This window comes from Hahella sp. KA22 (genome assembly GCF_004135205.1).
In the GTDB taxonomy this organism is placed as follows: Bacteria; Pseudomonadota; Gammaproteobacteria; order Pseudomonadales; family Oleiphilaceae; genus Hahella.
The window spans coordinates 4214827-4236336 of sequence record NZ_CP035490.1 but is presented as its reverse complement, the minus strand read 5'-3'; the positions used below and the strand labels follow the sequence as shown (position 1 = coordinate 4236336).

Genomic DNA, 21510 nt, shown 5'->3' with positions numbered 1-21510 from the left:
CTTTTATAATTCCCCGTCTTACGCTATAAATCGCCGCCCTCAGTGCGCCTGTGTTGTGGTACTCTACGCGGCCGTAGATATCCATCGAGTTACAAGCAAACAAGTCAAGGAAATACGATTCCGACCTATGCATCGGAGATTATGATAACAGGACGTTATTTATGACATTTGCAGTCGTCAAAGCGGAAGTCGAGTATTGCTTTAAAGAACTTATCGCCTCTCTCACCATCGCCTACCCAATATTGATTTCTCTCAGTCTCAGCATGATAGCGGGGCTGACGGATATGATCGTCTTAGGGCGATTCTCAACGGTTTCACTCTCCGCTGCTGTCGTCGGCAACAGTGTTTTTATTATCTTTGCGACGGCGATAAACGGTTTAATCAGGGGAATGGTCCCGCTTTATTTTCAATCTGCAGAGGCTGCGGGTAAGCATCGGGTGATACGCAGTGGCGCGCAGCTGGCGCTGTGTTCCGGAGTCGTGGGATGCCTGCTGCTACAGTTGCACGGGGTAGCGTTGACGTTTTTGAACCTGCCTGAGGACATCGCCCTCGCCGCCAGTCGCTATCTGGACATACTGGCCCTGGGCCTGATTCCGCTTTCGCTCAGTATGCTGGTGACCAATCTGTTTGTGGTGACTAAAAACACCCAACCTCTATTAAAAATAAGCGTCTTATCTTTTGTGGTGAACGCCCTGAGCACAGTAACCCTGGTATACGGCTGGGCAGGGTTCGCGCCAATGGGAGAGCAGGGAGCGGCGATAGGGACGGTCATTGGATATGTCATTGCGCTGGTGTTTGGCTATCGCTTGTGCGGCGCAAGACTATTCAACTCGCAGGCGGTAAAAGACGCGTTGCGCGTGGAGATGAATATGCTGATGCGCATCATCCGAATCGGCGCGCCTATCTCCGCCTCGGTGATAGCCAAATTTGCAGCCATGTCGGTTCTTGCGATGATAGCGGCATACTCTGGAGCAGACTCCGTCGCCGCCTTCGGCATTCTTAACAGTATCGCCTCTATGGCGTTCATTTTCGCCATCGCCTACGGACAATCGCAAATGACCCGCGTTGGGAGCGCCAAGGAGGGACAAACGGAACCGCTGCGCTGGTTTATCGCCTTTTTGTTTAACGGCTGTGTAGTGATGTCGTCTTTAATCGCCGTCGTTTATTTATTCAGCGAAGAGCTGGTCTATTTTTATACATCGGATAGCCGTGTCGCGGAGTTGGCGCTTGAGATTGTTCCTCTTATGCTGCTGGCCTGCTTGTTCGACGGCGTGCAGGCGTCGGCGGGAATTGTACTGACCGCTTTCAAAGACACGTTTTTTTCATTCGTATCACTACTTATATCTTATTTCGGAATCTGCATCCCCATGGTATTAGTATGGGGTAACGTTCAGGGTGAGGGGATCGTCTACGATCTGTTTTTCTCCATGACGGTAGGCTTGTTTATTTTATGCATTTTGCAGGTTGCGCGTTTACATTACGTCTCAACCTATGGGCGGAATACTCTTATAGCTAACCGGCCTAAACAGAGTCGCGCTGTATAGCCTACTCTTATCGATCAAATCCACCCTGTAGAAGAAGAGTTTCTTGACAATTGGCGTCGTTGTGAACAGCGGTAAGTTGTTCCCGCCTTTAATACAACTTATATAAAATAAGTGTGGTTTTCAGGTATAATGCGGCGCCAAAAATTTACACTGCCTTTTGTGTATAAAAAAGCGGCGGCCAAAAGCTGTTCGTTTTTCCACACTGGGTGACCTTGCCACAAACCTAGGGGGACTTAATGCCTAGTAATACCAAAATCGTCTATACACTTACTGACGAAGCGCCTCTACTAGCAACCTATTCTTTTTTGCCGATCATTAAGAAATTCGCCTCAGCTGCTGGCGTAGACGTAGAAACCAGCGATATTTCTTTGGCGGCGCGAGTTCTCGCTAATTTCCCTGAATGTCTCTCTGAAGAACAGAAAGTGCCTGACGCGCTGGCGGAGTTGGGAGAGTTGGTAAAACAAGCCGACGCCAACGTTATCAAGCTGCCGAACATCAGCGCCTCCATTCCGCAGTTGAAAGCGACGATCAAAGAACTGCAGCAGCAGGGCTTCAACGTGCCGAACTATCCAGAAGAGGCGGTGACTGAAGAAGAGAAGAAAATCGAGCAGACCTACACCAAAGTGCTGGGCAGTGCGGTAAACCCGGTGCTGCGTGAAGGCAACTCCGATCGTCGCGCGCCTGCGGCGGTTAAACAATACGCCCGTAAGCACCCCCACAAAATGGGCAAATGGAGCCAGGCTTCCCGCACTCACGTTGCGCACATGCGTGAAGGCGATTTCCACGCGACTGAAAAATCCGTGATCATCGATCGCCCCATGGTCGCCAGAATTGAATTTGTCGGCAAAGATGGCGCGGTTGAATTGAAGCGCGAACTGAAGCTGCAGAAAGACGAAATCCTGGACAGCATGCGTCTGAGCGTCAGAGAGTTGTGCAAGTTCCTGGAGCAGGAAATGGAAGGCGCGCGCCGTGTCGGCATCCTGCTGTCTCTGCACGTTAAAGCGACTATGATGAAGGTGTCTCACCCCATCGTATTCGGTCACGCGGTGAAGGTGTTCTTCAAGGACGTGTTCAAGAAGCACGCGGAAACCTTCAAAGAGCTTGGCGTTGAACCCAACAACGGCATGGGCAACGTATACGAAAAAATTCAACAGCTGCCGATGTCCAAGCGCGAGGAAATCGAGAAAGATATCCTCAACTGCTTTGAGCACCGTCCCGAACTGGCGATGGTGAACTCTGACAAGGGCATCTCCAACCTGCACGTGCCTTCGGACGTTATCGTTGACGCTTCTATGCCTGCGATGATCCGTGAAGGCGGCAAGATGTGGGGCGCGGATGGCAAGCTGAAGGACACCAAAGCGGTTATCCCGGACTCCAACTACGCCACCATCTACCAGGAAGTCATCAACTTCTGTAAGCACCACGATGCGTTCGATCCCACCACCATGGGCACCGTACCTAATGTGGGTCTGATGGCGCAGAAAGCGGAAGAATACGGCTCGCACGACAAGACCTATGAACTGGACGCAGACGGCGTGATGCGCATCGTCGACGACCAGGGCAATGTGCTGATGCAGCACGAAGTGGAGAAGGGCGATATTTGGCGCGCATGTCAAACCAAAGATCTGCCTGTTCGCGACTGGGTGAAACTGGCCGTAACCCGCGCTCGTCTGTCCGGCATGCCTGCCATTTTCTGGCTGGACGAAGACCGTCCCCACGATATGAACCTGAAATCCAAAGTTGTCGAGTACCTGAAAGAGCACGACACTGACGGTCTGGACATCCATATCATGGGCTACGACGTCGCTATGCGCACCACGCTGGAGCGTCTGCGTCGCGGCAAAGACACCATCTCCGTCACCGGTAACGTTCTGCGCGACTACCTGACTGACTTGTTCCCCATTCTGGAACTGGGCACCAGCGCGAAAATGTTGTCTGTCGTTCCTTTGATGGCGGGCGGCGGTCTGTTCGAGACCGGCGCTGGCGGTTCTGCGCCTAAGCACGTACAGCAGTTCGCGGAAGAGAACCACCTGCGTTGGGACTCCCTGGGTGAATTCCTGGCGCTGGCGGTTTCTTTCGAAGACATCGCGGTCAAAACCGGCAACAAGAAAGCCGAAATTCTGGCCAAGACGCTGGACAAAGCGACAGAAAAACTGCTGATGAACGACAAATCGCCTTCCCGTAAGGTGGGTGAGTTGGACAACCGCGGTAGCCATTACTATCTCGCGATGTACTGGGCGGAAGCCGTTGCTGCGCAGACCGACGACGCTGAACTGGCGGCTCAGTTCGCACCGTTGGCCAAAGAGCTGGCGGCGAACGAAGACAAAATCGTCAGCGAACTGCTGGCCAAAGAAGGCACCCCAGTGGAAATGGGTGGTTACTACCACGCAGATCCCAAACTGGTCAGCAAAGCCATGCGTCCAAGCGACACACTGAACGCGCTGATCGACGGCTAAGCGACTTTCGGCGCGACGTTGCTTATGTAAGTCGTAAGTGACGTCCGCCGAACAGGCTTAAGAAAAAGGGAGCATTCGTTGCTCCCTTTTTTTGTTGGAAATATTAAACCATTGGCTAGGGCCTGTTGACGTTTCACATCGGCAGCCATAAATACCCACAAGCCATGGCTACCATACTTTCATAGTTCCTCTTCAACTTGTCATACCTCGTCGCGATGGCCCGGTACTGTTTGAGTCGGGCGAAGGCGTTCTCCACCAAATGGCGACACTTGTATAAACCCCAATCCATATCGCCATTGCCTTTGACAGAGTTTCGCTTTCTCGGTATCACGGCCCTGGCTCCCTTTCTTTCGATCTGTGCCCGCACTCGTTCACTGTTGTAGCCTTTGTCTCCGACAACCGCTTCTGACGAGGGAAGCTTTTCAATCAACTCCGCCGCTGCCGTACAGTCATTGACTTCGCCTCCTGTGATCTCAAATTCCACAGGAAGACCATAGGCATCCACGGCCAGATGCACTTTCGTGGTATTGCCCGCCCGACTCTTACCAATCGCCTGAGGCTCTTCCGTACAAGCTCCAGCGCTGTGCTGATGAGCCTTCACATAGCTGCCATCAATAAACTTCCATTCCAGATCCGGCTCGCGGATCAAGCCCCGGAAGATCCTCAACCACTTGCCTTGAACAGACCAGGAATTGAATTTTTTGAACACCGAATTCCAGTCGCCAAACTGCCCAGGCAAGTCTCGCCAGGGGCACCCCGTCCGCATTCGGTACAACATGCCTTCCTACCATCATTCGTAGTGTGGGCTTGTTATAATTCGCTCTTGCAGCATGATCTCTTTCAGCTTCGACCAAAGCCCGTCACTGAGCATCAATCGGGGCATCGCAAACTCGTCTTGTTGTTGGTGTGGGAACCGCAATATGACGGGTTTGCGCCTATCTATCACCTATGACGAAACGTCAACACGCCCTAGGGAGAGGGCGAAATTTGCCTAAAAAAGCGATACTACGAAGAAATTTTAGCAAGTTATTAGGATAGCACGTTGCCCTAATTTCTGTCTGGTTTCATAGGAACTGAGATCTCAGAGGAGCTCTCGAAAGCCTTCAATATTTATGAAGGGTTTAATATATGAAAATCGCCTTATCCAAATGTAAAAGCGAGAATACTTGAGAGTGACGGACTATCACACTTTCTAATTTTAGTGCTAATGGGCAGAGTTGCATAAAATGAAACTATATGGAGAATAATTGTGGGCAAGAAGCTTATATTTGAATATCAAAACTTGAGAAATGAGGTAACTAAGGAATCCGTTTATACAGCTAATGATTTAACACTCGCAAGAGCAAGGTGGGGTCTTTCTAAGCTCAATGATGACTACCTTTTTAAGTTAAAACGTGATTTAGGGCCGCCATATATCTCTGGGCCGATTGTGAGTGAGTTTCAATTTAAAAGCTGGAGCCAAAGAGCAAAGCAACTTAATGACCTCGCAGACATCATTACACAAGGGCTAGACCAATATAGAAATGGAGGGTTTCGGCCCATAGATAGGGGGTGTCGGGGAGGGGGGTTATTTTATCTCCCAATAGATATTCTTTGGGAATATAATAACAATTTTTATCATAAGCGTGGTGGCAGTGGACCCTATACATTTAAGATAGATGGTAAAGAATTTCTGTTAACAGGATCAGTTACATCTGATTCGGGAGCAGCGCTACATCACTCCCTAAGAGGGTACCTCGACTACATTGTCCACTTAAAAGGAAAACTGGCCGGGTAAACAGAGTGAACTGCTTGTCGTCTTGATATATTCGTAATTTTTCGCCCGTTATTAGGCAAGACGAGAGCGGGGAAGTCGCTTAATGTAATGAATACTGGTCCAAATATACCGTGGGAAGAGGAAGAAAGTTTGAACAAATTATTAGAGTGAGCCCTTTTCCCTTATTTTCTTATGAGTTTAATAAGATCACGGCTTTAGTAAATATCTTCACGCCTAGATAGCCTTGTAAATCACCTCAATGACTAAACCGCGTCGCCGCAAACTGGTTCAATATGCGATGCACCAGGTAAGTAGCGAGTAAGGTCGCCACGATGGCGAAAAAGGTGCTGCTGATTCGGTAGAGTCCGCTGAAAACCAGGTCGCTGGTGGGGGAGAGGTACTGGCCGAATAAAATGCCCAGAGTGGTTAGCCCGACAAACCCGGCGCCAGAGCCGCTGGTTTCTTTGACATGCAGATAGCTGAAGAATAACGCGCCGATCCATAGTAGCGGGATCACCAGCAGCAATACGCCAGTCCAATCATACAGAATCACCTGACACAGCAAGCCAAAGGCGACGCCCAGCAGCGTTCCCATGGCGCGTTTGCGGGCGTAGCCCAGGGCGCCGTTCCAGTGCATGGGGAACAGCAGCAATAAGGTGGTGGCTTGAGCGGACATGGAGTCATTCAGATCGAAAATCTGGAACGCCAGGAATGATAGCGTCGCCAGCGTCGCGCCCATCAGCGCCTCATGGCGCATGCGATGTGAGCCTTTTGGCTCCGCCGGTTGCTGGGGCGGCTGGCGAGGGGAGGCGTCTGGTATTAGAAAGGTGGCCAGGTAAGCGATCAATACGGACAACACTCCCGCCAGGATGTTGCTGACCACCAGATCATTCAGGTCCACCCCAGGATAGCTGGCGAAGTGCAGCATGATGCTTAAACTGAGCACGCTGTTGGCGCCGAACAGAAACAATGGGCCTTTGGACATGCAGGCGAATTTATACAGAAACAGCCCGAAAGCGATCAGGGTCATGATTCCAGGATGTGCGCCGAACCAACCGCCTAACAGTGCGACTTCCAGTCCGCAGATCACCGATGACGCAACAAGCTGACGCGCCAGGTGCGCGTTCATCACTGGCGCCAGGCCAAGCAGCAAAACCGGCGTGACGGTGAAGAAGACGCCATAGTTCCAGCCAAACAACTTACTGATGGTGAACCCCAGCACCGCCCCAGTGGCGATGCGCAGGCTCTGGCGCAAGTCATTCTCTGAGAGGGGATGATCCCATAATCGCATAACGGGCCTGCTTAGTAGATGTAGTGCAACAAACTGAGGAAACGAATCTGCGCCTTGGCGAAGGTAGAGAAAATCGCTCCATCCGGCAGCAGTTGCACCGTGGCGCGTGCGCCAGAGGGCAGTTGTTGTGCGTCGGCGGAGTCCAGTTGCAGATGCAGGCGCATACGCTGCGCGTCGCGCACCCAGCGGTTAGATTGCGTGGGCGTCGCCAGACGACCGTCCGCATCGAACTGGCCGGCGCTGACGCCAGCGTCAAGACTGGTGAGGCGGGCCTGGAATACTTGCCCAGGTTTGCCGTCGAAGGCGACCAGCGCTTCATTGTTCAAGTCAAAGTTACGCAGACTTTTTTCGCGAAAGTCAGCGATGACGTCCAGATTGTCGGATACCAGGGCTACCAACGGCGCTCCCGCGACGGCGTAGGCGCCCGTCTCAAGTTGCAGGTTCGTGATGACGCCATCTTCCTCTGCCTTTATCCGGGTGTAGGAGAGATTCAATTGCGCCTGTTTCAACTGGGTTTCTGCAGTGCGAACGGTCAGGTTGGCGTCGCTCAGTTCGCCTCGACTGACTTCCAGTTCCTTCAGATGCGCCTTCACTGACGTCAATTTCGCCTGCGCTGTCGTCGCATCGCTTTCCGCTTTGTCTAGTTGCTGTTGAGAGACGACATTGCGTTGAAACAAGGTTTTCAGACGCAGGGCTTCGCGGCTTTTCTGACTCAACGTCGCCGATGCGGCTTCCACATCCGCCTTGGCGGCGGCGATTGAGGCATCCAGTTGCGCGTTGTTCTGTTTGACCCGCTCCAGATTCAGCTGCGCCTGCTCGACGGCGATCTTGAAAGGCTCAGGGTCAATGTCGAAGAGAATATCGCCTTTGTGCACTGGCTGATTATTCTCCACATAGACCGCTGTGATAGGCCCGCTGATGCGCGGCGCCACCTTGGTGACGATACGCGTCGCCATGGCCTGGGGAGTCAGCGGCATGGCGATGTCAGCGATAAGAAAGTAGACGAAAACAAGAACGAATGCGATGCAGGAGTATTTTATCCACTGCGCGAATTTTTGATCGGGGGTCATACACTCTTACTTCTTTCAATAAAGGGACTACGGGTTCTGAAACTCAAGGGCGTTTAAGGCGATTTGCTCCAGCATGGCGCCGAGCTTTTTCTGATCGTCTTCATCAATCTGGTTCAGCAAGCGCCGGCGCACTTTGAGTATGTGGGCTTCCATTTGCGCGATCAGTGATTTGCCTGCATCCGTCAGGCTCACGATGCGCGCCCGTTTGTCGTGAGCGCAGCAATGCCGCTGAACGAGAGACTGATCCTCCAACTGCTTTAGCGTGCGCATCAGCGACGCCAACTCAATTTCCAGCGCCTCCGCCAACTGCTTCTGGCTGATGTTGTCGCCCAGACGCTGCAGCTTCAATAACGCGGTCCAGCGCGGATAGGTCAGGCCCAGCGGGGCCAGCTCCCGGTCAGCGGTCATCTTCCAAAGGCGTGAAACGCGGCCAAGCTGCTCCGCAAGGGAAAGATCTTTGAAGGTATTGGAAGGTGGGTTCATGGCGAGGTGCTCAATTTAGTTAGCATGCTAAACAATATAATATGCTTAGCAAGCTAAGTAAATGAGCGGAAACGTATCTTTACAATTCTACTCAGGGGCTAAACGGCTGCTGAAAAGCCGCCGTTCTCTGGCTCAAACAAATCCTCCATTGACTCTGATTACCTGAGCATTGACCCAGGCTCCGCCGTCGCTGGCGAGAAAGCAGACCGCCCGAGCAATGTCTTGCGGCGTACCCAGGCGCTCAAGAGGGGCGGCGACGGCCAAAGCGTCGAGCTGTTCCTGGGATTTTCCAGACAAGAAAAGGTCAGTCGCGACGGGGCCTGGCGCCACGGCGTTTACCGTTACGCCTCTGCCGCGCAGTTCATTGGCGAGCACCGGAACCAAGCTCTCCAATGCCGCCTTGGAGGCGATATAGGGGCCGTATTCCGGGGTCGCTTTTGCGATTACGCTGGATGACATTACGATGATGCGCCCGCCTGCGGATAGCCGCTGGGCGGCCTCCGCCATGACCAGGAAGCTGCCTCGCAAGTTGGTGGCGATTATTCGATCCAATGCCGCAACGCTGGTTGACATAATTGGCGCCGGCTCCATGACGCCGGCATTGCTGACCACGACATCCACCGCGCCGAAGCACTCGTGCGCTTGTTCAAATAGCGCCGACACTTGGGAAGGGGAGGACACATCTCCCTGGATCGCCATGGCTTCACCTTGTGAGGACCTAATTAGATCAACTAAATCATTAGCTTGTGATTGGTTTTTAACGTAGTTAATCACTACGCTAAATCCTTCTTCGGCAAGTGTTTTAGCTATTTCACGGCCTATTCCACGGGAACTTCCCGTCACGATAGCGACACGTTTTCTATTCATTCTCATCGGTTCTCCCTGGCGTTTATTCCGCTTTAAGCTGCTCAAGGGCGCCGAGCCAGTCCTCTACGTGATAGCTCATGACGATCCTGCTGTTCTCAACCGTGTGAATATCAATGGCCATTATTTCGAAAGACTTGCCGCTCGGGATGGCGCCCAGAAAGGGTTTGACCGGCGTAGCAAAAGCGCGTCCGCGGACAATGAAGCGGTTGCCGTCCTGAAGAATCTCCTCAATGGTCCAAGTTAAATCCGGTGCGGTAGTTCCCATCGCTTGCAGTTGCGACAGAAAACGGTCGCGGGTTTTCTCGGGGCTGGCGTAGTCGCCGATACTGCGCCAGTCTGGCGACAGCACCGCCGCCATCCGTTCTGCGAGGTCGGGAGTGGAGGTCGCGCTCAACACACTTTGGTAGAAGTTGCGCACTACATCGATATCCGCTGCTTGGGTGGAACTTGCTGTGGCCGCCAGCGTAGCGGCGGCGATCTGTGAGGCAATTTTGTTCATGATGTCATCTCGTTTATTCAGAAGGTGGCGGAAAGCAGGGAAGAGTCAACAGCGTGAAGGTCGCTGAATGATGCGCCTTACCGTGACGTCCGTATTATCACTTTGCCCCTGGTGTGTCCGGCGGCGACCTGTTGTAGCGCGGCGTGCGCCTGGTCGAGCGGATGAATGGCGTCAAGAACGATCTGCAACCTTCGTTCACTGAAGCGGGTGATAATCTTTTTCAGGGAGGTCGCGTCGTTTTGGAAGAACACTGCCGTTCCCCGTATATCGCCTTGCGACTGAATGCTGTGATCCACTAGCGACGCCAGAACGCCCCCAGGCCTGATCAGGCTCCAGGAGCGCTCCGTCGCTGCGCCGCCCACCCCGTCGAGAACCAGATCCACGGAACCCTCGAACTGAGTAAAGGAGCCGTCCTGCCGGTAATCAATGCACTCATCGGCGCCAAGCTCTTTCAACAAGGGATGGTTTTTCGCGGAGGCGGTGGCGATCACATAGGCTCCCGCCTGCTTGGCGAACTGCACTGCGAAAGCGCCCACACCGCCGGCTGCTGCGTGAATCAACACCCGGATTCCAGCGCGCAGCTCGCCAACGTCGAACAACGCCAGCCAGGCCGTACCAGCGGCAGTGGGCAGGGCGGCGGCCTGTTCGAAGCTCATATCCGCCGGCATCAGACAAAAATCATGGGCTGGCGCAACAGCGGCCTCCGCGAAGCCGCCGCCGGCGGAGGGCGTCAGGCGGCCGCAAACCCGGTCGCCTGCTTTAAAGGTTTCCACGTCAGGACCTGTCTCCGCCACTACACCGGCGATATCTGTGCCGGGCGTGTAGGGAAGATCTACGGGAAACACCGGCTGCATGTATCCGCCGATCATTTTGATATCCAGCGGGTTAATGCTGGCGGCTTCGGTTCTGATAAGGATTTCGCCGGGTCCGGGATGTGACGGCGTGAAATCTTGCAACTGAGCTTGATCTGGGGTTCCGAATGAATGGATTCGTAATGCTTTCATCGTCATACCTGTGTGCTGATTGGGTTGACTGATTCTGAAATGAGGAAGAATATTTATCCAACAAATAAACGATATAGAGCTTTATCAGTTTTATGGATTTTCATGGTATAGATCTGAATCTGCTGGCCGCCTTTGACGCCTTGATGAAAGAAAGAAACGTCAGCCGGGCGGCGACGCAAGTGGGCGTCAGCCAGCCCGCCATGAGCGCGGCGCTGGCCCGCCTGCGTAAACTGACTGGCGATCCGCTTTTCATTCGCAGCAGCGAAGGGCTGCTTCCAACGGCTCGGGCCAGAGACTTGGAAGCGCCGGTGGCGCAAGCGTTGCGACACATTGAAACGGCGCTGGTCAAACAGCCCGCCTTTGCGCCGGAGGAGGCCGCCATTACCTTCACTTTGGGACTGTCGGATTACCCTGCATTTGTGCTGCTGCCGCTGTTGCAAAAGGCCCTTAAACAGCAGGCGAGGGGGGTGGAGTTGAAGGTGGTTGAGTTCACCTCCCGCGATAGCGCCGTTGATCTTCTGGATGCGGGAGAAATCGATGCGGCGATTGGCGTTCCGCCCACTCAGCAGGAGGGCCGCATCATTACGCAGCCTATTCTGAAGGACGAGTTTGTGACGGCTATTCGTCGCGACCATCCAGCCGCCCGTCGGGGCATGGATTTACAGACTTATCTGTCTTTGGAGCATGTTCTGGTGTCGCCGGAAGGGGACCGTCATGGCGTAGTGGACCAGGCGCTGGCGTTGATGAATCTAAGGCGCGAGATTGCTTTGTCGCTGCCGCAGATGTTCGCCGCGCCAATGATCGTGGCGCAAACCGACCTGGTGACGACCTTGTTGAAAAGGGTGGCGCTGAACTCGCCAGCTCAGGGTGCATTGGCGTTGTTTCCACCCCCTGTCGTATTGGCGGAAGTCTGGTTTGGGCTGATTTGGCATCGTCGCAACGACACTCACCCCGCGCAAGTCTGGCTGCGTAATCTGATTAAATCCGTCGCGGCGTCATTGGACTGATCAAATAAAAAGTAACAATTTGTAATGGATGTGACGGGGAGTGCTTCTGAAAGCTCGCTACCTGTATTGATAATTTTTATCAAACACATCAACAGAAAGAAAAAGGATAACAATATGGAAGTCTATTTGATTGGACATGGCGGCTGGCTGGAAGAAGATGGTTACTTCGATATGCCGAGGAATGTGGTGCTCCATTTTTACTGTCCTCACACCAAAAAGTTCGACAGCAGTTGGGAGAGTGCGGTCAGAGCCGGACAGGCGGTCGCGCATCCGGACTTCAGCCATGAAAGAGGTCCGCAACGTTGCCGTAACTACCGTCTGGCGCACCCTGGCGGCATCAAGTCCAAAGTTGGTTACGACTCTCTGCATCCCCTGATTCCCCCGCACTATATCGGCGCCAACTTGCGTGATCAGTTGAACTGCGCCGTTAAGGATCGCGTCACCCACTGGTACGTACACCTTAAAGATATCCTGAATTCCATCAGGCCCAACGGCGCTGTCTGTCATGTGCATTGGCTCGCCTGCCGCGACGACCTGAAAGGCATCGCATCGGACTTTGAAAGAGAAGCTCAGGGAATGTATGGCGGCATATACGGCGGTGAGCCGAAAAAAGCCGTTGGCAAACTGGACATGAAAAATTTCCAGCTAAAACTCAGATAAGACATCGATCGCCGGCCAGACTGCTTTCCGGGGAGCATTCCTCGCTCCCTGGACTTAGGTGGTTAGCTGGCGTTTTTTCGATTTGATACGCCTTAGTTCATCCTCCTACGCAGTCCGTCATCTCCTCTCAACCGCTTTTAGTTTCTTGCATAAGCAGCTGATAAATTTAAGGTTGTCGCGAATTTAACGCATCCGTTACACTGGCTTGAATTTATCTCCCCATATTCCTGCGCTAAGCGTGATAGCCAAAGGCTTGGGCTATGTCGGAATATCAGACAAGGACTAATGAGATGCTGTCAGAACAACAAAAAGCCCAGTATGCAAAGGATGGTTATCTACTGTTTCCGGATTTGGTGACGCAGCCGGAGCGTGAGGCGTTAATCGCACGCGCCTACGCCATCATCGATGAAGACAATCTGGAACAAGCCGCGCGTTTTTCCACCATTGATCGCGCTCAGATCAATAACGCGTATTTTCTTGGTTCCGCGGAAACGATTCGCTGCTTTTTCGAAGAGGAAGCCTTTAGTCTCGAAGGAGAGTTGCTGCAGCCGCGGGCGCAGTCCATCAACAAAATCGGTCACGCGCTGCATGACTTGGACCCGGTCTTTAAACGCTTCGCGCAGCGCCGCGAGTTCGGCGATATCGCCCGAGATTTGGGGCAATCACACCCCTCGCTGTATCAGACCATGGTGATCTTCAAGCAACCGCGCATCGGCGGGGAAGTCACCTGGCATCAGGACGCCACTTTTTTCTACACCGAACCGACCAGCGTTATTACCTACTGGTTCGCCCTGGAGGACGCCACCTTGCAAAACGGCTGTCTCTGGCTGGAGCCCGGCGGTCATCAAGGCCCCTTGCGCGAACGCTACTTGTGCGAACAGGGCGATCTAAGCATGCGACCTCTGAGCGATCAGCCCTGGCCAACTGAAAGCGGAACCCCTATGCCCGTCAAGGCCGGCAGTTTGCTGGTATTTCATGGTCATCTGCCACACTACAGCGCTCCCAACCGCTCCGACAAATCCCGCATCGCCCTGACGTTTCATGTGGTCGACGGGGCTTGTGAGTATGCGCAGGAGAATTGGTTGCAGCGGGGGAGGTTGGGTCGTTTTTCAATATGAGGTTGTGAGCGTTTGATAAAGCATAAGAGACAGTCTTCGAGCCCTGCTTACGCCGCCATGACATAGGGCAGGCAAGCCGGTAATAAAGTTCTGCGTGGAGAACTCAAATCCCTATACTGTATGCAACCGTCCCTGGCCCGAGAAAATGTTACTCATTTATACCGCCGTCAGGGGCTGATCACCGTCGTTTTATAGATGTATTGTCGATATGAGGGACAAGCCCATGTCTGGTCAGGACGCGTCGCTGCTCAAAATCCACGCAACCTTAGTCGAAAAGATCAATTTTGCTTGCCACCAGAGCGCTTATGCCGTGTTGCGCGAGTTAAAAATCGAGAATTCGAGCGCTGATGATCTCCATAATCTGGTCGTCACATTGGACGCCGCTCCAGCGTTCCTCAAAAAGAAAACCTGGACGATAGACAGTCTCTCCGCAGACGGACAAATCGTGATAAAGGATCGTGACTTGGAGTTGGACGGCGGCTTTTTATTTGGTTTGTCCGAGTCTATGCGTGGAAGCCTCAATATTCGCGTCAACCGTGCAGATGAGCTTCTTGCAGAGCAGGCGGTTGACGTTGAGCTACTGGCCTCCAATGAATGGGGCGGCGCAGGCTTTATGCCGGAACTGTTAGCCGCTTTTTGTACGCCTAATGACTCCGCTGTAGATCGCTTGCTGGGACAGGCAGGCAAAGTGTTGCGAACGGCGGGCAAGCCGGACGCTATTGACGGCTATCACTCTAAAAGCCGGGAGCGGGTATGGCTGATCGCCTCCGCGATTTACTCCGCCATTGTCAAACTACAAATAGGGTATGCGCTTCCTCCCGCCAGCTTTGAGCGCAACGGCCAAAAAATTCGGCTGCCGAATCAGATAGAGGCCAATAAGGTGGCTACCTGCCTGGACACAACCCTGTTGTTCGCCGCGGCGTTGGAGCAGGCCGGGCTTAATCCCATTGTGGTGTTAACAAGAGGGCATGCGTTGGTTGGGCTGTGGCTGCAGCCTGAGGATCTATCAAGCGTCGTGGTGTATGAAGCAGAGGTATTTCGCCAGCGTATCCCTCTGAAAGAGCTTATTTTAATAGAAACCACGCTGGTGACGGCGAATCCCGCTGCGCCATTCTCCAAAGCGGTGCAGGCCGGGAGTCTGGCTGTGTCTTTGGAAAAAGATAACGAATTCATCGCGGCCATTGATATTCGTCGGGCCCGGGCGCATCGCATAAATCCAGTCAGTCTGCAGACTCCGCGATCCCAGTTTGATGAGTCAGGCAGTGAGGCTGAGAGCATAGAGCCCGGGTTAGAAGAGGCGCCGTCGTTGCCTTCATACTCCGTTCCAGACGAGGAAGATCTGTCCGATAGCAGCCCAAGCGGTCGTCTAGAACGCTGGCAGCGCAAGTTACTGGATTTATCCGCGCGTAATCCGCTGCTTAATCACAGGCCCGGCAAAACCAGTCTGGCTTTTGTCTGCAACGACCCTGGCGCTTTGGAAGATGTGCTGGCGACAGGGGCGAGAATTTCTATTGCGCCGTTCCCCAAGTTTCAGACGCAGGAACAAGATCAGGATATCTACCGTCAGCGCACCGGCGACGATTTGAAGGAGGAGTATGCCCGGGACGCGTTGTCGAAAAAGCAGTTGCTGGTTGAAATTCCGCAAGAAGAACTGGACAAGCGTGCGGTTGAAATATATCGCAAAGCGCAGACCTCTCTTAAAGAAGGCGGCTCTAACACCCTGTTTCTGGCGATTGGTTTTCTGCTCTGGAAACAGAAAGACAAGGACGACCGTCGCTACCGCGCGCCGTTGATCTTGCTGCCCGTTTCTCTGGAGCGAAAATCCGTTCGCAGTGGCGTCAAAATGACCGCCAGCGAAGACGACCCCAGATTTAATACCACGTTGCTGGAAATGCTGAAGAAAGACTTCGGCATTGACATTAGCGGCCTGCATGGGCCCTTGCCGCAGGATCATAGCGGGATCGATGTAGAGGGCGTCTGGAATAAAATCAGGCATGCGATTAAAGATGTGCCGGGATTCGAAGTGGTGGAAGATGTCGTCCTGGGCCATTTCTCTTTCGCCAAGTATTTAATGTGGAAAGATCTGGTGGATCGTTCCGAGTCCCTGAAACACAGCGCGGTGGTGAAGCATCTTTTGGAGACGCCAAGAGAGCCCTACGAAAGCGATATCCGCTTTGTTGACCCTGGCGATATTGATAAAGAATATACGCCAGCGGATTTGCTGACGCCTTTGCCGGCGGACTCGTCTCAGATGTCCGCTATCGCCACGGCGGATCGGGGTAAGAATTTCGTCATCATCGGGCCGCCGGGAACCGGGAAAAGCCAGACCATCGGCAACCTTATCGCCCACATGATGGGCAAAGGCAAGAAAGTGCTGTTTGTGTCAGAAAAAACCGCGGCGCTGGAAGTGGTTCACCGGCGTCTGAAAGACATTGGTCTGGGACATTTCTGTCTGGAGCTGCATTCCAATAAGGCGAAAAAAGCCGATGTTCTGAACCAGCTGCGCACTTCCTGGGAGAGTTTTTCGCAATCGAAAGTCAACGCATGGCAAGCGGAGGCGGAGCGACTGAAGGCGCTTCGCGACCGTTTAAACCAGGTCGTCAACGCGCTACACAAACGTCGCCGAAACGGTTTGACCGCTCATTACGCCATCGGCGTCAAAGTTCGGGATAACGAGCTTGCGGCGAAGGTGAAGCTTAACTGGCCGAACGCGGACTATCATGATGACTCGCAGCTGCAAAAGCTGCGGGAAGCCGCTGAGTTGCTGGGTATTCAGGCAAAGGCGGTGGGCGATATAGTTGATCACCCATTAAAAGTTATCGCTCATTTCGATTGGCGTCCCCAATGGCAGGAAGAAGTGGTCGGCGCCGCCAGACAGTTACAGGCCTGCGCCAAACAAGCGGCGAAAGACCTGACTGCTTTTGAAGGCGCCTTGGGAGTCAGCTTTGGAGACGCCGACTTATCTAAACTCAGTGCGGTGGAAGAGCTGGGGCAGGTATTACTGGACTCCTACAGGACACAGGCGTCGTTCGCCCTGGAGCCGGACGGCCCTGACCGTCTGGAGGCGCTGGAAGAGGCCGTTGGACAACTAAAAATCTATATCGACGCGCAATCCAGGTTAAGTTGTAAGTATGAAGCTCTGGCATGGAAGAAGCTTGATGCTGACAGTCTCGACATACAGTGGCGAGACGCCAATCAGACATGGTGGCCAAAAAGCTTTTTCGCCAAGCGAAAAGTGCTGAAACAGATGCGCCAGAACGGCGCTCTGGGTGATCCAGATCCCAACAACGATATCCCTGTCTTGAAGCAGCTGCGGACCACCGGCGAATACATTGATCGTCTGGATGGAATGCTGAAAGGGTTGCGCGACTGGAATGCCCATGACTCAGATCCCGATGTGATCGCCTCTCTCAAACTGCTGGGGTCTCGCGCCCGTATTGCGGTGAGCAAGCTCGCCGATGATGCGGACGCCCTGATTTTCTTGCGATCGAAAATCAGAGGGCTGTTGTACGAAGCGAATGACCTCCTGGCGCCGGAGGCTTCCGTGGGAAGAGGGATATCGGATTTCATATCGTCACTGGAGCGATTCAAGACTATCAGTGAGCAATTTGAAGGCTTGATCGGCAATACTCTGAGCGGTCACCTACAGGGCGAGCAGTCAGCTCTGAATGCGATAGACGAGCTTTGTAAAGGGCTGATAGAGCGCCATCATTCTATGAAAGACTGGTGCGGCTGGGTGCGCAGACGTTCTGAAGCCCTGGATCACCAGATGGGGCCGTTGGTGGAAGCGCTTGAAAACGGCGATGTAAATCCTGAGGACGTTATCGAAGTTTTCGAGGCGGCCTATTGCGCCTGGTGGTCTTCTGCGGTCATCGGGGAAGATGAAGTCCTCAGAACTTTCTCATCGCCGGAACATGAGTCGGCCATTCTCCACTTCAGAGATCTGGATACCCAGTTCAGTGAACTCACGGCGCAGTATATTGCGGCGAAACTGGCAGGCGAGATTCCAGACCCGGACGACATCAAACGCAGTTCCTCCTGGGGCGTTTTACGCCATGAGTTGCAGAAGAAAACCCGTCATAAGCCGGTTCGGGAGATGATGGAGGAAATTCCCGATGTGGTGACCTCTCTGGCTCCCTGTCTGATGATGTCGCCGCTATCCATCGCCCAGTTTTTATCGGCGGAGCAAGCGTTGTTTGATGTGGTGATTTTTGACGAAGCCTCGCAGATTACGGTTTGGGACGCGGTAGGCTCTCTGGCGCGGGGCAAACAGGTTATTGTCGCGGGCGACCCGAAACAGATGCCCCCCACTAACTTTTTTGCTCGCTCCGACGATGATCCTGATGGAGATATCGACGCTGAGGGCGATCTTGAAAGTATCCTTGATGAACTGATCGGCGCCAGTATCCCGCAACGGGTGCTGAACCTGCATTATCGCTCGCGCCGGGAGAGTTTGATCGCTTTCTCCAACAGCCGATATTACGACAGCTCCCTGATTACCTTTCCGGCGCCGGTGCATCCGGACAAAGGCGTTTCACTGGTTCGCCCGGAAGGCTTCTACGCCCGAGGCAAGGCCCGTCACAATCAAGGCGAAGCGAAGGCCATCGTGGCGGAAATTGTACGCAGAATTACCTCCACAGATCCGAAAGTGCGCACTCAATCCATTGGCGTGGTCACATTCAATACGGAACAGCAGACCCTGATTGAGGACCTGCTGGATAAGGCCCGTTCCGATGATCCTTCCATTGAGTGGGCGTTCTCCGAGGAGTCGACCCTGGAGCCCGTATTCGTGAAGAACCTGGAGACGGTTCAGGGGGATGAGAGGGACGTCATACTGTTCAGCATTACTTATGGCCCGGATGAAAGCGACCATGTGACGATGAACTTCGGGCCGCTGAACCGCAATGGCGGGGAGCGTCGTTTGAATGTGGCGATGACCCGGGCGCGCTCTGAAATGATTGTCTTTTCGACAATGAAGCCGGAGCGTATTGATCTCTCCAGAACACAGGCCCGAGCGGTCGCTGATCTCAAGCATTTTCTTGAGTACGCAGAGCGGGGCGCTTCCGCCTTGGGCGCCGCCGTGCATGGTTCAATTGGCGATTTCGAATCGCCCTTTGAAATTGCGGTGGCGAGGGCCTTACAGGATAAAGGCTGGATCATTCACCCGCAGATTGGCGTTTCCGCATACCGTATCGATCTGGGGATCGTGCACCCTGATGCGCCGGGCCTGTATCTGGCGGGCGTCGAATGCGACGGAGCGATGTACCATAGCTCCGCCTACGCCCGCGAGAGAGACAAAATCCGCCAGGCGGTGCTTGAAGGGCTGGGGTGGACGCTGTTCAGAGTCTGGTCAACCGACTGGTGGACGAACAAGGCCAAGGCGCTGGAAGACCTACACGCCATGCTACAACGCCACCTCGAAAAAGTGCGTGAGGAAGAGGCACGGAAGGAAGCTGGCGAAGAGGTGGTCAGCTAGCGGGTGGTTGATGCATTGCGGGAGAAAGTCCCCACAGTGTTTTTCCAATGGAATCATGGGTCTGGAGGACGTATCTTCAGGAATAAGAATAGGTAAAACACGGATGTGCGTTATACAAATGTTAGCTAGAGAGTTCGATGAAAGATCCTTGGAATCCTATAACCGAAGAATTGCGAGAATGGGCATTTGATGTCAATGCCCTCTGGCCTACACAGGATTTTGATCTTGCTGTGGCAGAGCTTTACCTTTCAGAGATCATCTTGGAGTTAGCTTCAGATGACAACTGCCCAAAACAGCGTTTCTTTTTGAAATGTGCATATATTATTGTCGGCGATGCAGTACGGACTGAATACCATACTGAAAGTAAAGAAGATGTAATGTCCTTCATAGACAGCGCAGAGAAAACCGGTAATTCATACTTGTTAAAATTCATTGAGCAATCCAAGGATCTGATGCAGAACCCATCAAAATTCGATTATGATCAGTGGTGTGATGGAGGCCTAGCCTATGCGCAGTTCAAAGGCTAACAATTCAAAGCACGTGGACTTGGACAAGCTATCACCTTTTTCGCTTGCGCAAAAAAGCCGTCAATTTCATCAAGCCGGTGTTTGAGGTGTTATGCATTAATCATGAATCCAAGCGTGTACCTCTATAATGAGGTAAATAATGTTTACAAGATCTACCTGGGTGAGTGCTCAGTACTAGATGGTTTGTCGCTGATCGAAAAGAGCCAAGAGATCGTCATTACGAATTTTGGTGCAACTTTATATAAAGACTATGGCTGGGCAACGGAAGCAGAGTTACCATTACTAAAAAATGTTGGAGAAGTTATAGCTTTCTTAGAAACAGAGGGCGAGCTTGGAATCATAGATTTTGAGGCGTCGTTATCTAATTTATGCAAGTTTAGCTCCCATGACGATGGAGAGTGCACTTTTACTTTTGAGTCAAAAAATGATTGTATAGCCACCCTTAAATTGGCTGCGCCATTGCAATATAGTGATATGCTCATAAACCAGTTAATCAACAATAAAGGGCTGTATTTGACTTGCAGCTCCAACGGCGCCGTTAATAAATACAGCTCATTTACAGAATATTGCGAAAAAAATACATAACAAGGCGTGCCGTTGTGTGGTAAAAGGAGTTTCGTTAAACTCAAATACGGCTGGGCGCTCTATTTAATACTTGCAATAATAGTGTGGCCGTTAACTGGTCTTTCTTTCTGGTTTGGCTCCGCATGACCCTTATTGTTTTCTATACCAGCAGTTCTATATGCAGTATCCTGGTATATGGAGCTAGTACCATTTACACCTTTAACAAGCACAAGCACAAGCACAAGCACAAGCACAAGCACAAGCACAAGCAGGTAGGGACAAATTTTCCCCTGATGCAGGCGTTATAAGTCACCAATATGAATAAGCAAGAAGCTCAAAGTTTGGTTGAAGCTGAACTAGAAAGAATAAAGGATAAATACAATCCCATCGATTGTGTTGTTCTTGCAGAAGAGACCATAGAAAGAGCGTGGGGCTGGGTGTTTTTCTACCAAAGCAAAGCTTATTTTGAAACCGGTGATTTCCGCGAAATGCTTGGAGGTAATGCTCCAATAATTGTTAATCGTAATACTGGTGAGCTTTACCATACAGGAACCGCTCACGACATTGACCACTATATAAAAGAATATGAAGCTGCTCTGTAGCTCAACACATAACAAGTGCATGTTGTTCGCCCGCTCCGCGAGCTGAGACCTGTGCACTGTGTGCTCCGGCCCAGAAATGCAGGCGTTAGAAATTTTTTGGATATGGATTGCCAAATGGACGAAAACCTTAAAAAAGAACTGTTCAGCAAGGCGTTTGTCAAAGCGTTAGCAGCACAAGCTGGGCTGAGAAGCTCTGAGCCGGACGTCGATGATGATAGCGTCGATGTTATTGTTCGGGGCAGAGGATACAGAGCCGCGATCCGCAACCCCCAAATTGATGTTCAGCTGAAATGCACTGCAATCGACGAGGGAAACGAGGAGTATCTTAAGTTCCCCCTTCCCCTCAAAAACTACAACGAATTAAGAGGGGAAGACGTTGTTTGCCCAAGGTACCTTTTTGTCCTAGTGGTGCCGGAGGATTGCGGAGATTGGCTTGTTCATGAACCAGATTTTAGTGTCCTAAAGCACTGTTGCTATTGGATTTCATTAAGAGATATGCCTGCTGTCTCTAATAAGTCAAAAGTCACCATAGACATACCCAGAACCTGAATCCGTGGCCCCGTCAGTAATATTAACCTTTAACACA

The 21510-nt window shown here is 52.5% G+C and carries 17 protein-coding genes and 1 pseudogene; 11 read left to right on the top strand and 7 right to left on the bottom strand.

From position 1 onward, the window contains the following. Positions 1-161: 161 nt before the first annotated feature. Together EUZ85_RS18755 and EUZ85_RS18750 are read left to right on the top strand one after the other, a co-directional pair. Positions 162-1544, top strand: coding sequence for an MATE family efflux transporter (locus tag EUZ85_RS18755; protein WP_127970803.1), 1383 nt, complete (start codon positions 162-164; stop codon positions 1542-1544). A gap of 236 nt (positions 1545-1780) precedes the next feature. Beyond that, positions 1781-4000, top strand: coding sequence for an NADP-dependent isocitrate dehydrogenase (locus EUZ85_RS18750; protein ID WP_127970801.1), 2220 nt, complete (start codon positions 1781-1783; stop codon positions 3998-4000). Positions 4001-4133: 133 nt separating this feature from the next. Here EUZ85_RS18750 and EUZ85_RS18745 read toward each other — a convergent pair. Beyond that, positions 4134-4883, bottom strand: a pseudogene (locus tag EUZ85_RS18745) (IS5 family transposase). Positions 4884-5249: 366 nt separating this feature from the next. Here EUZ85_RS18745 and EUZ85_RS18740 point away from each other — a divergent pair. Beyond that, positions 5250-5777 carry a hypothetical protein gene (locus EUZ85_RS18740; RefSeq protein ID WP_127970799.1) on the top strand — a complete coding sequence of 176 codons (528 nt, stop codon included), beginning with the start codon at positions 5250-5252 and terminating at the stop codon, positions 5775-5777. A gap of 235 nt (positions 5778-6012) precedes the next feature. Here EUZ85_RS18740 and EUZ85_RS18735 read toward each other — a convergent pair whose 3' ends face one another. The 6 genes from EUZ85_RS18735 to EUZ85_RS18710 all read right to left on the bottom strand — a co-directional run bounded on the left by EUZ85_RS18735 (position 6013) and on the right by EUZ85_RS18710 (position 10970). Further along, complete coding sequence (locus EUZ85_RS18735; protein ID WP_127970797.1) at positions 6013-7047, bottom strand: DUF2955 domain-containing protein; 1035 nt, start codon at positions 7045-7047, stop codon at positions 6013-6015. Positions 7048-7058: 11 nt separating this feature from the next. After that, on the bottom strand, positions 7059-8117 hold the full coding sequence (locus EUZ85_RS18730) for an HlyD family secretion protein (protein WP_127970795.1): 1059 nt from the start codon (positions 8115-8117) through the stop codon (positions 7059-7061). 27 nt (positions 8118-8144) lie between these two features. Beyond that, a complete protein-coding gene (locus EUZ85_RS18725; RefSeq protein WP_127970793.1) occupies positions 8145-8600 on the bottom strand; it encodes a MarR family transcriptional regulator in 456 nt (151 codons plus the stop codon). A gap of 132 nt (positions 8601-8732) precedes the next feature. Continuing rightward, positions 8733-9467, bottom strand: a complete 735-nt coding sequence (locus EUZ85_RS18720) for an SDR family oxidoreductase (protein ID WP_241566804.1) — start codon at positions 9465-9467, stop codon at positions 8733-8735. A gap of 22 nt (positions 9468-9489) precedes the next feature. Next, on the bottom strand, positions 9490-9966 hold the full coding sequence (locus EUZ85_RS18715) for an ester cyclase (RefSeq protein WP_127970789.1): 477 nt from the start codon (positions 9964-9966) through the stop codon (positions 9490-9492). Positions 9967-10043: 77 nt separating this feature from the next. Then, on the bottom strand, positions 10044-10970 hold the full coding sequence (locus EUZ85_RS18710) for an NADP-dependent oxidoreductase (protein WP_127970787.1): 927 nt from the start codon (positions 10968-10970) through the stop codon (positions 10044-10046). A gap of 92 nt (positions 10971-11062) precedes the next feature. Between EUZ85_RS18710 and EUZ85_RS18705 the strand changes: the two genes are divergently transcribed. The 8 genes from EUZ85_RS18705 to EUZ85_RS18670 all read left to right on the top strand — a co-directional run bounded on the left by EUZ85_RS18705 (position 11063) and on the right by EUZ85_RS18670 (position 21473). Beyond that, entirely contained in the window at positions 11063-11977 is a 915-nt protein-coding gene (locus EUZ85_RS18705; RefSeq protein ID WP_127970785.1) for a LysR family transcriptional regulator, read from the top strand. A gap of 114 nt (positions 11978-12091) precedes the next feature. Next, positions 12092-12637 carry a putative adhesin gene (locus EUZ85_RS18700; protein WP_127970783.1) on the top strand — a complete coding sequence of 182 codons (546 nt, stop codon included), beginning with the start codon at positions 12092-12094 and terminating at the stop codon, positions 12635-12637. A gap of 290 nt (positions 12638-12927) precedes the next feature. Continuing rightward, a complete protein-coding gene (locus tag EUZ85_RS18695; RefSeq protein ID WP_127970781.1) occupies positions 12928-13755 on the top strand; it encodes a phytanoyl-CoA dioxygenase family protein in 828 nt (275 codons plus the stop codon). Positions 13756-13978: 223 nt separating this feature from the next. Next, entirely contained in the window at positions 13979-19231 is a 5253-nt protein-coding gene (locus EUZ85_RS18690; protein WP_127970779.1) for a DUF4011 domain-containing protein, read from the top strand. Positions 19232-19368: 137 nt separating this feature from the next. After that, positions 19369-19758 carry a hypothetical protein gene (locus tag EUZ85_RS18685; RefSeq protein WP_127970777.1) on the top strand — a complete coding sequence of 130 codons (390 nt, stop codon included), beginning with the start codon at positions 19369-19371 and terminating at the stop codon, positions 19756-19758. 102 nt (positions 19759-19860) lie between these two features. After that, positions 19861-20343 (top strand): hypothetical protein, encoded by a 483-nt coding sequence (locus EUZ85_RS18680; RefSeq protein ID WP_127970775.1) that lies wholly within the window; start codon positions 19861-19863, stop codon positions 20341-20343. A gap of 296 nt (positions 20344-20639) precedes the next feature. Continuing rightward, positions 20640-20924 (top strand): YrhB domain-containing protein, encoded by a 285-nt coding sequence (locus tag EUZ85_RS18675; protein ID WP_127970773.1) that lies wholly within the window; start codon positions 20640-20642, stop codon positions 20922-20924. A 114-nt stretch (positions 20925-21038) separates the two neighbouring features. Continuing rightward, a complete protein-coding gene (locus tag EUZ85_RS18670; protein WP_206617920.1) occupies positions 21039-21473 on the top strand; it encodes a DUF4365 domain-containing protein in 435 nt (144 codons plus the stop codon). The last annotated feature ends 37 nt before the right edge of the window (positions 21474-21510 follow it).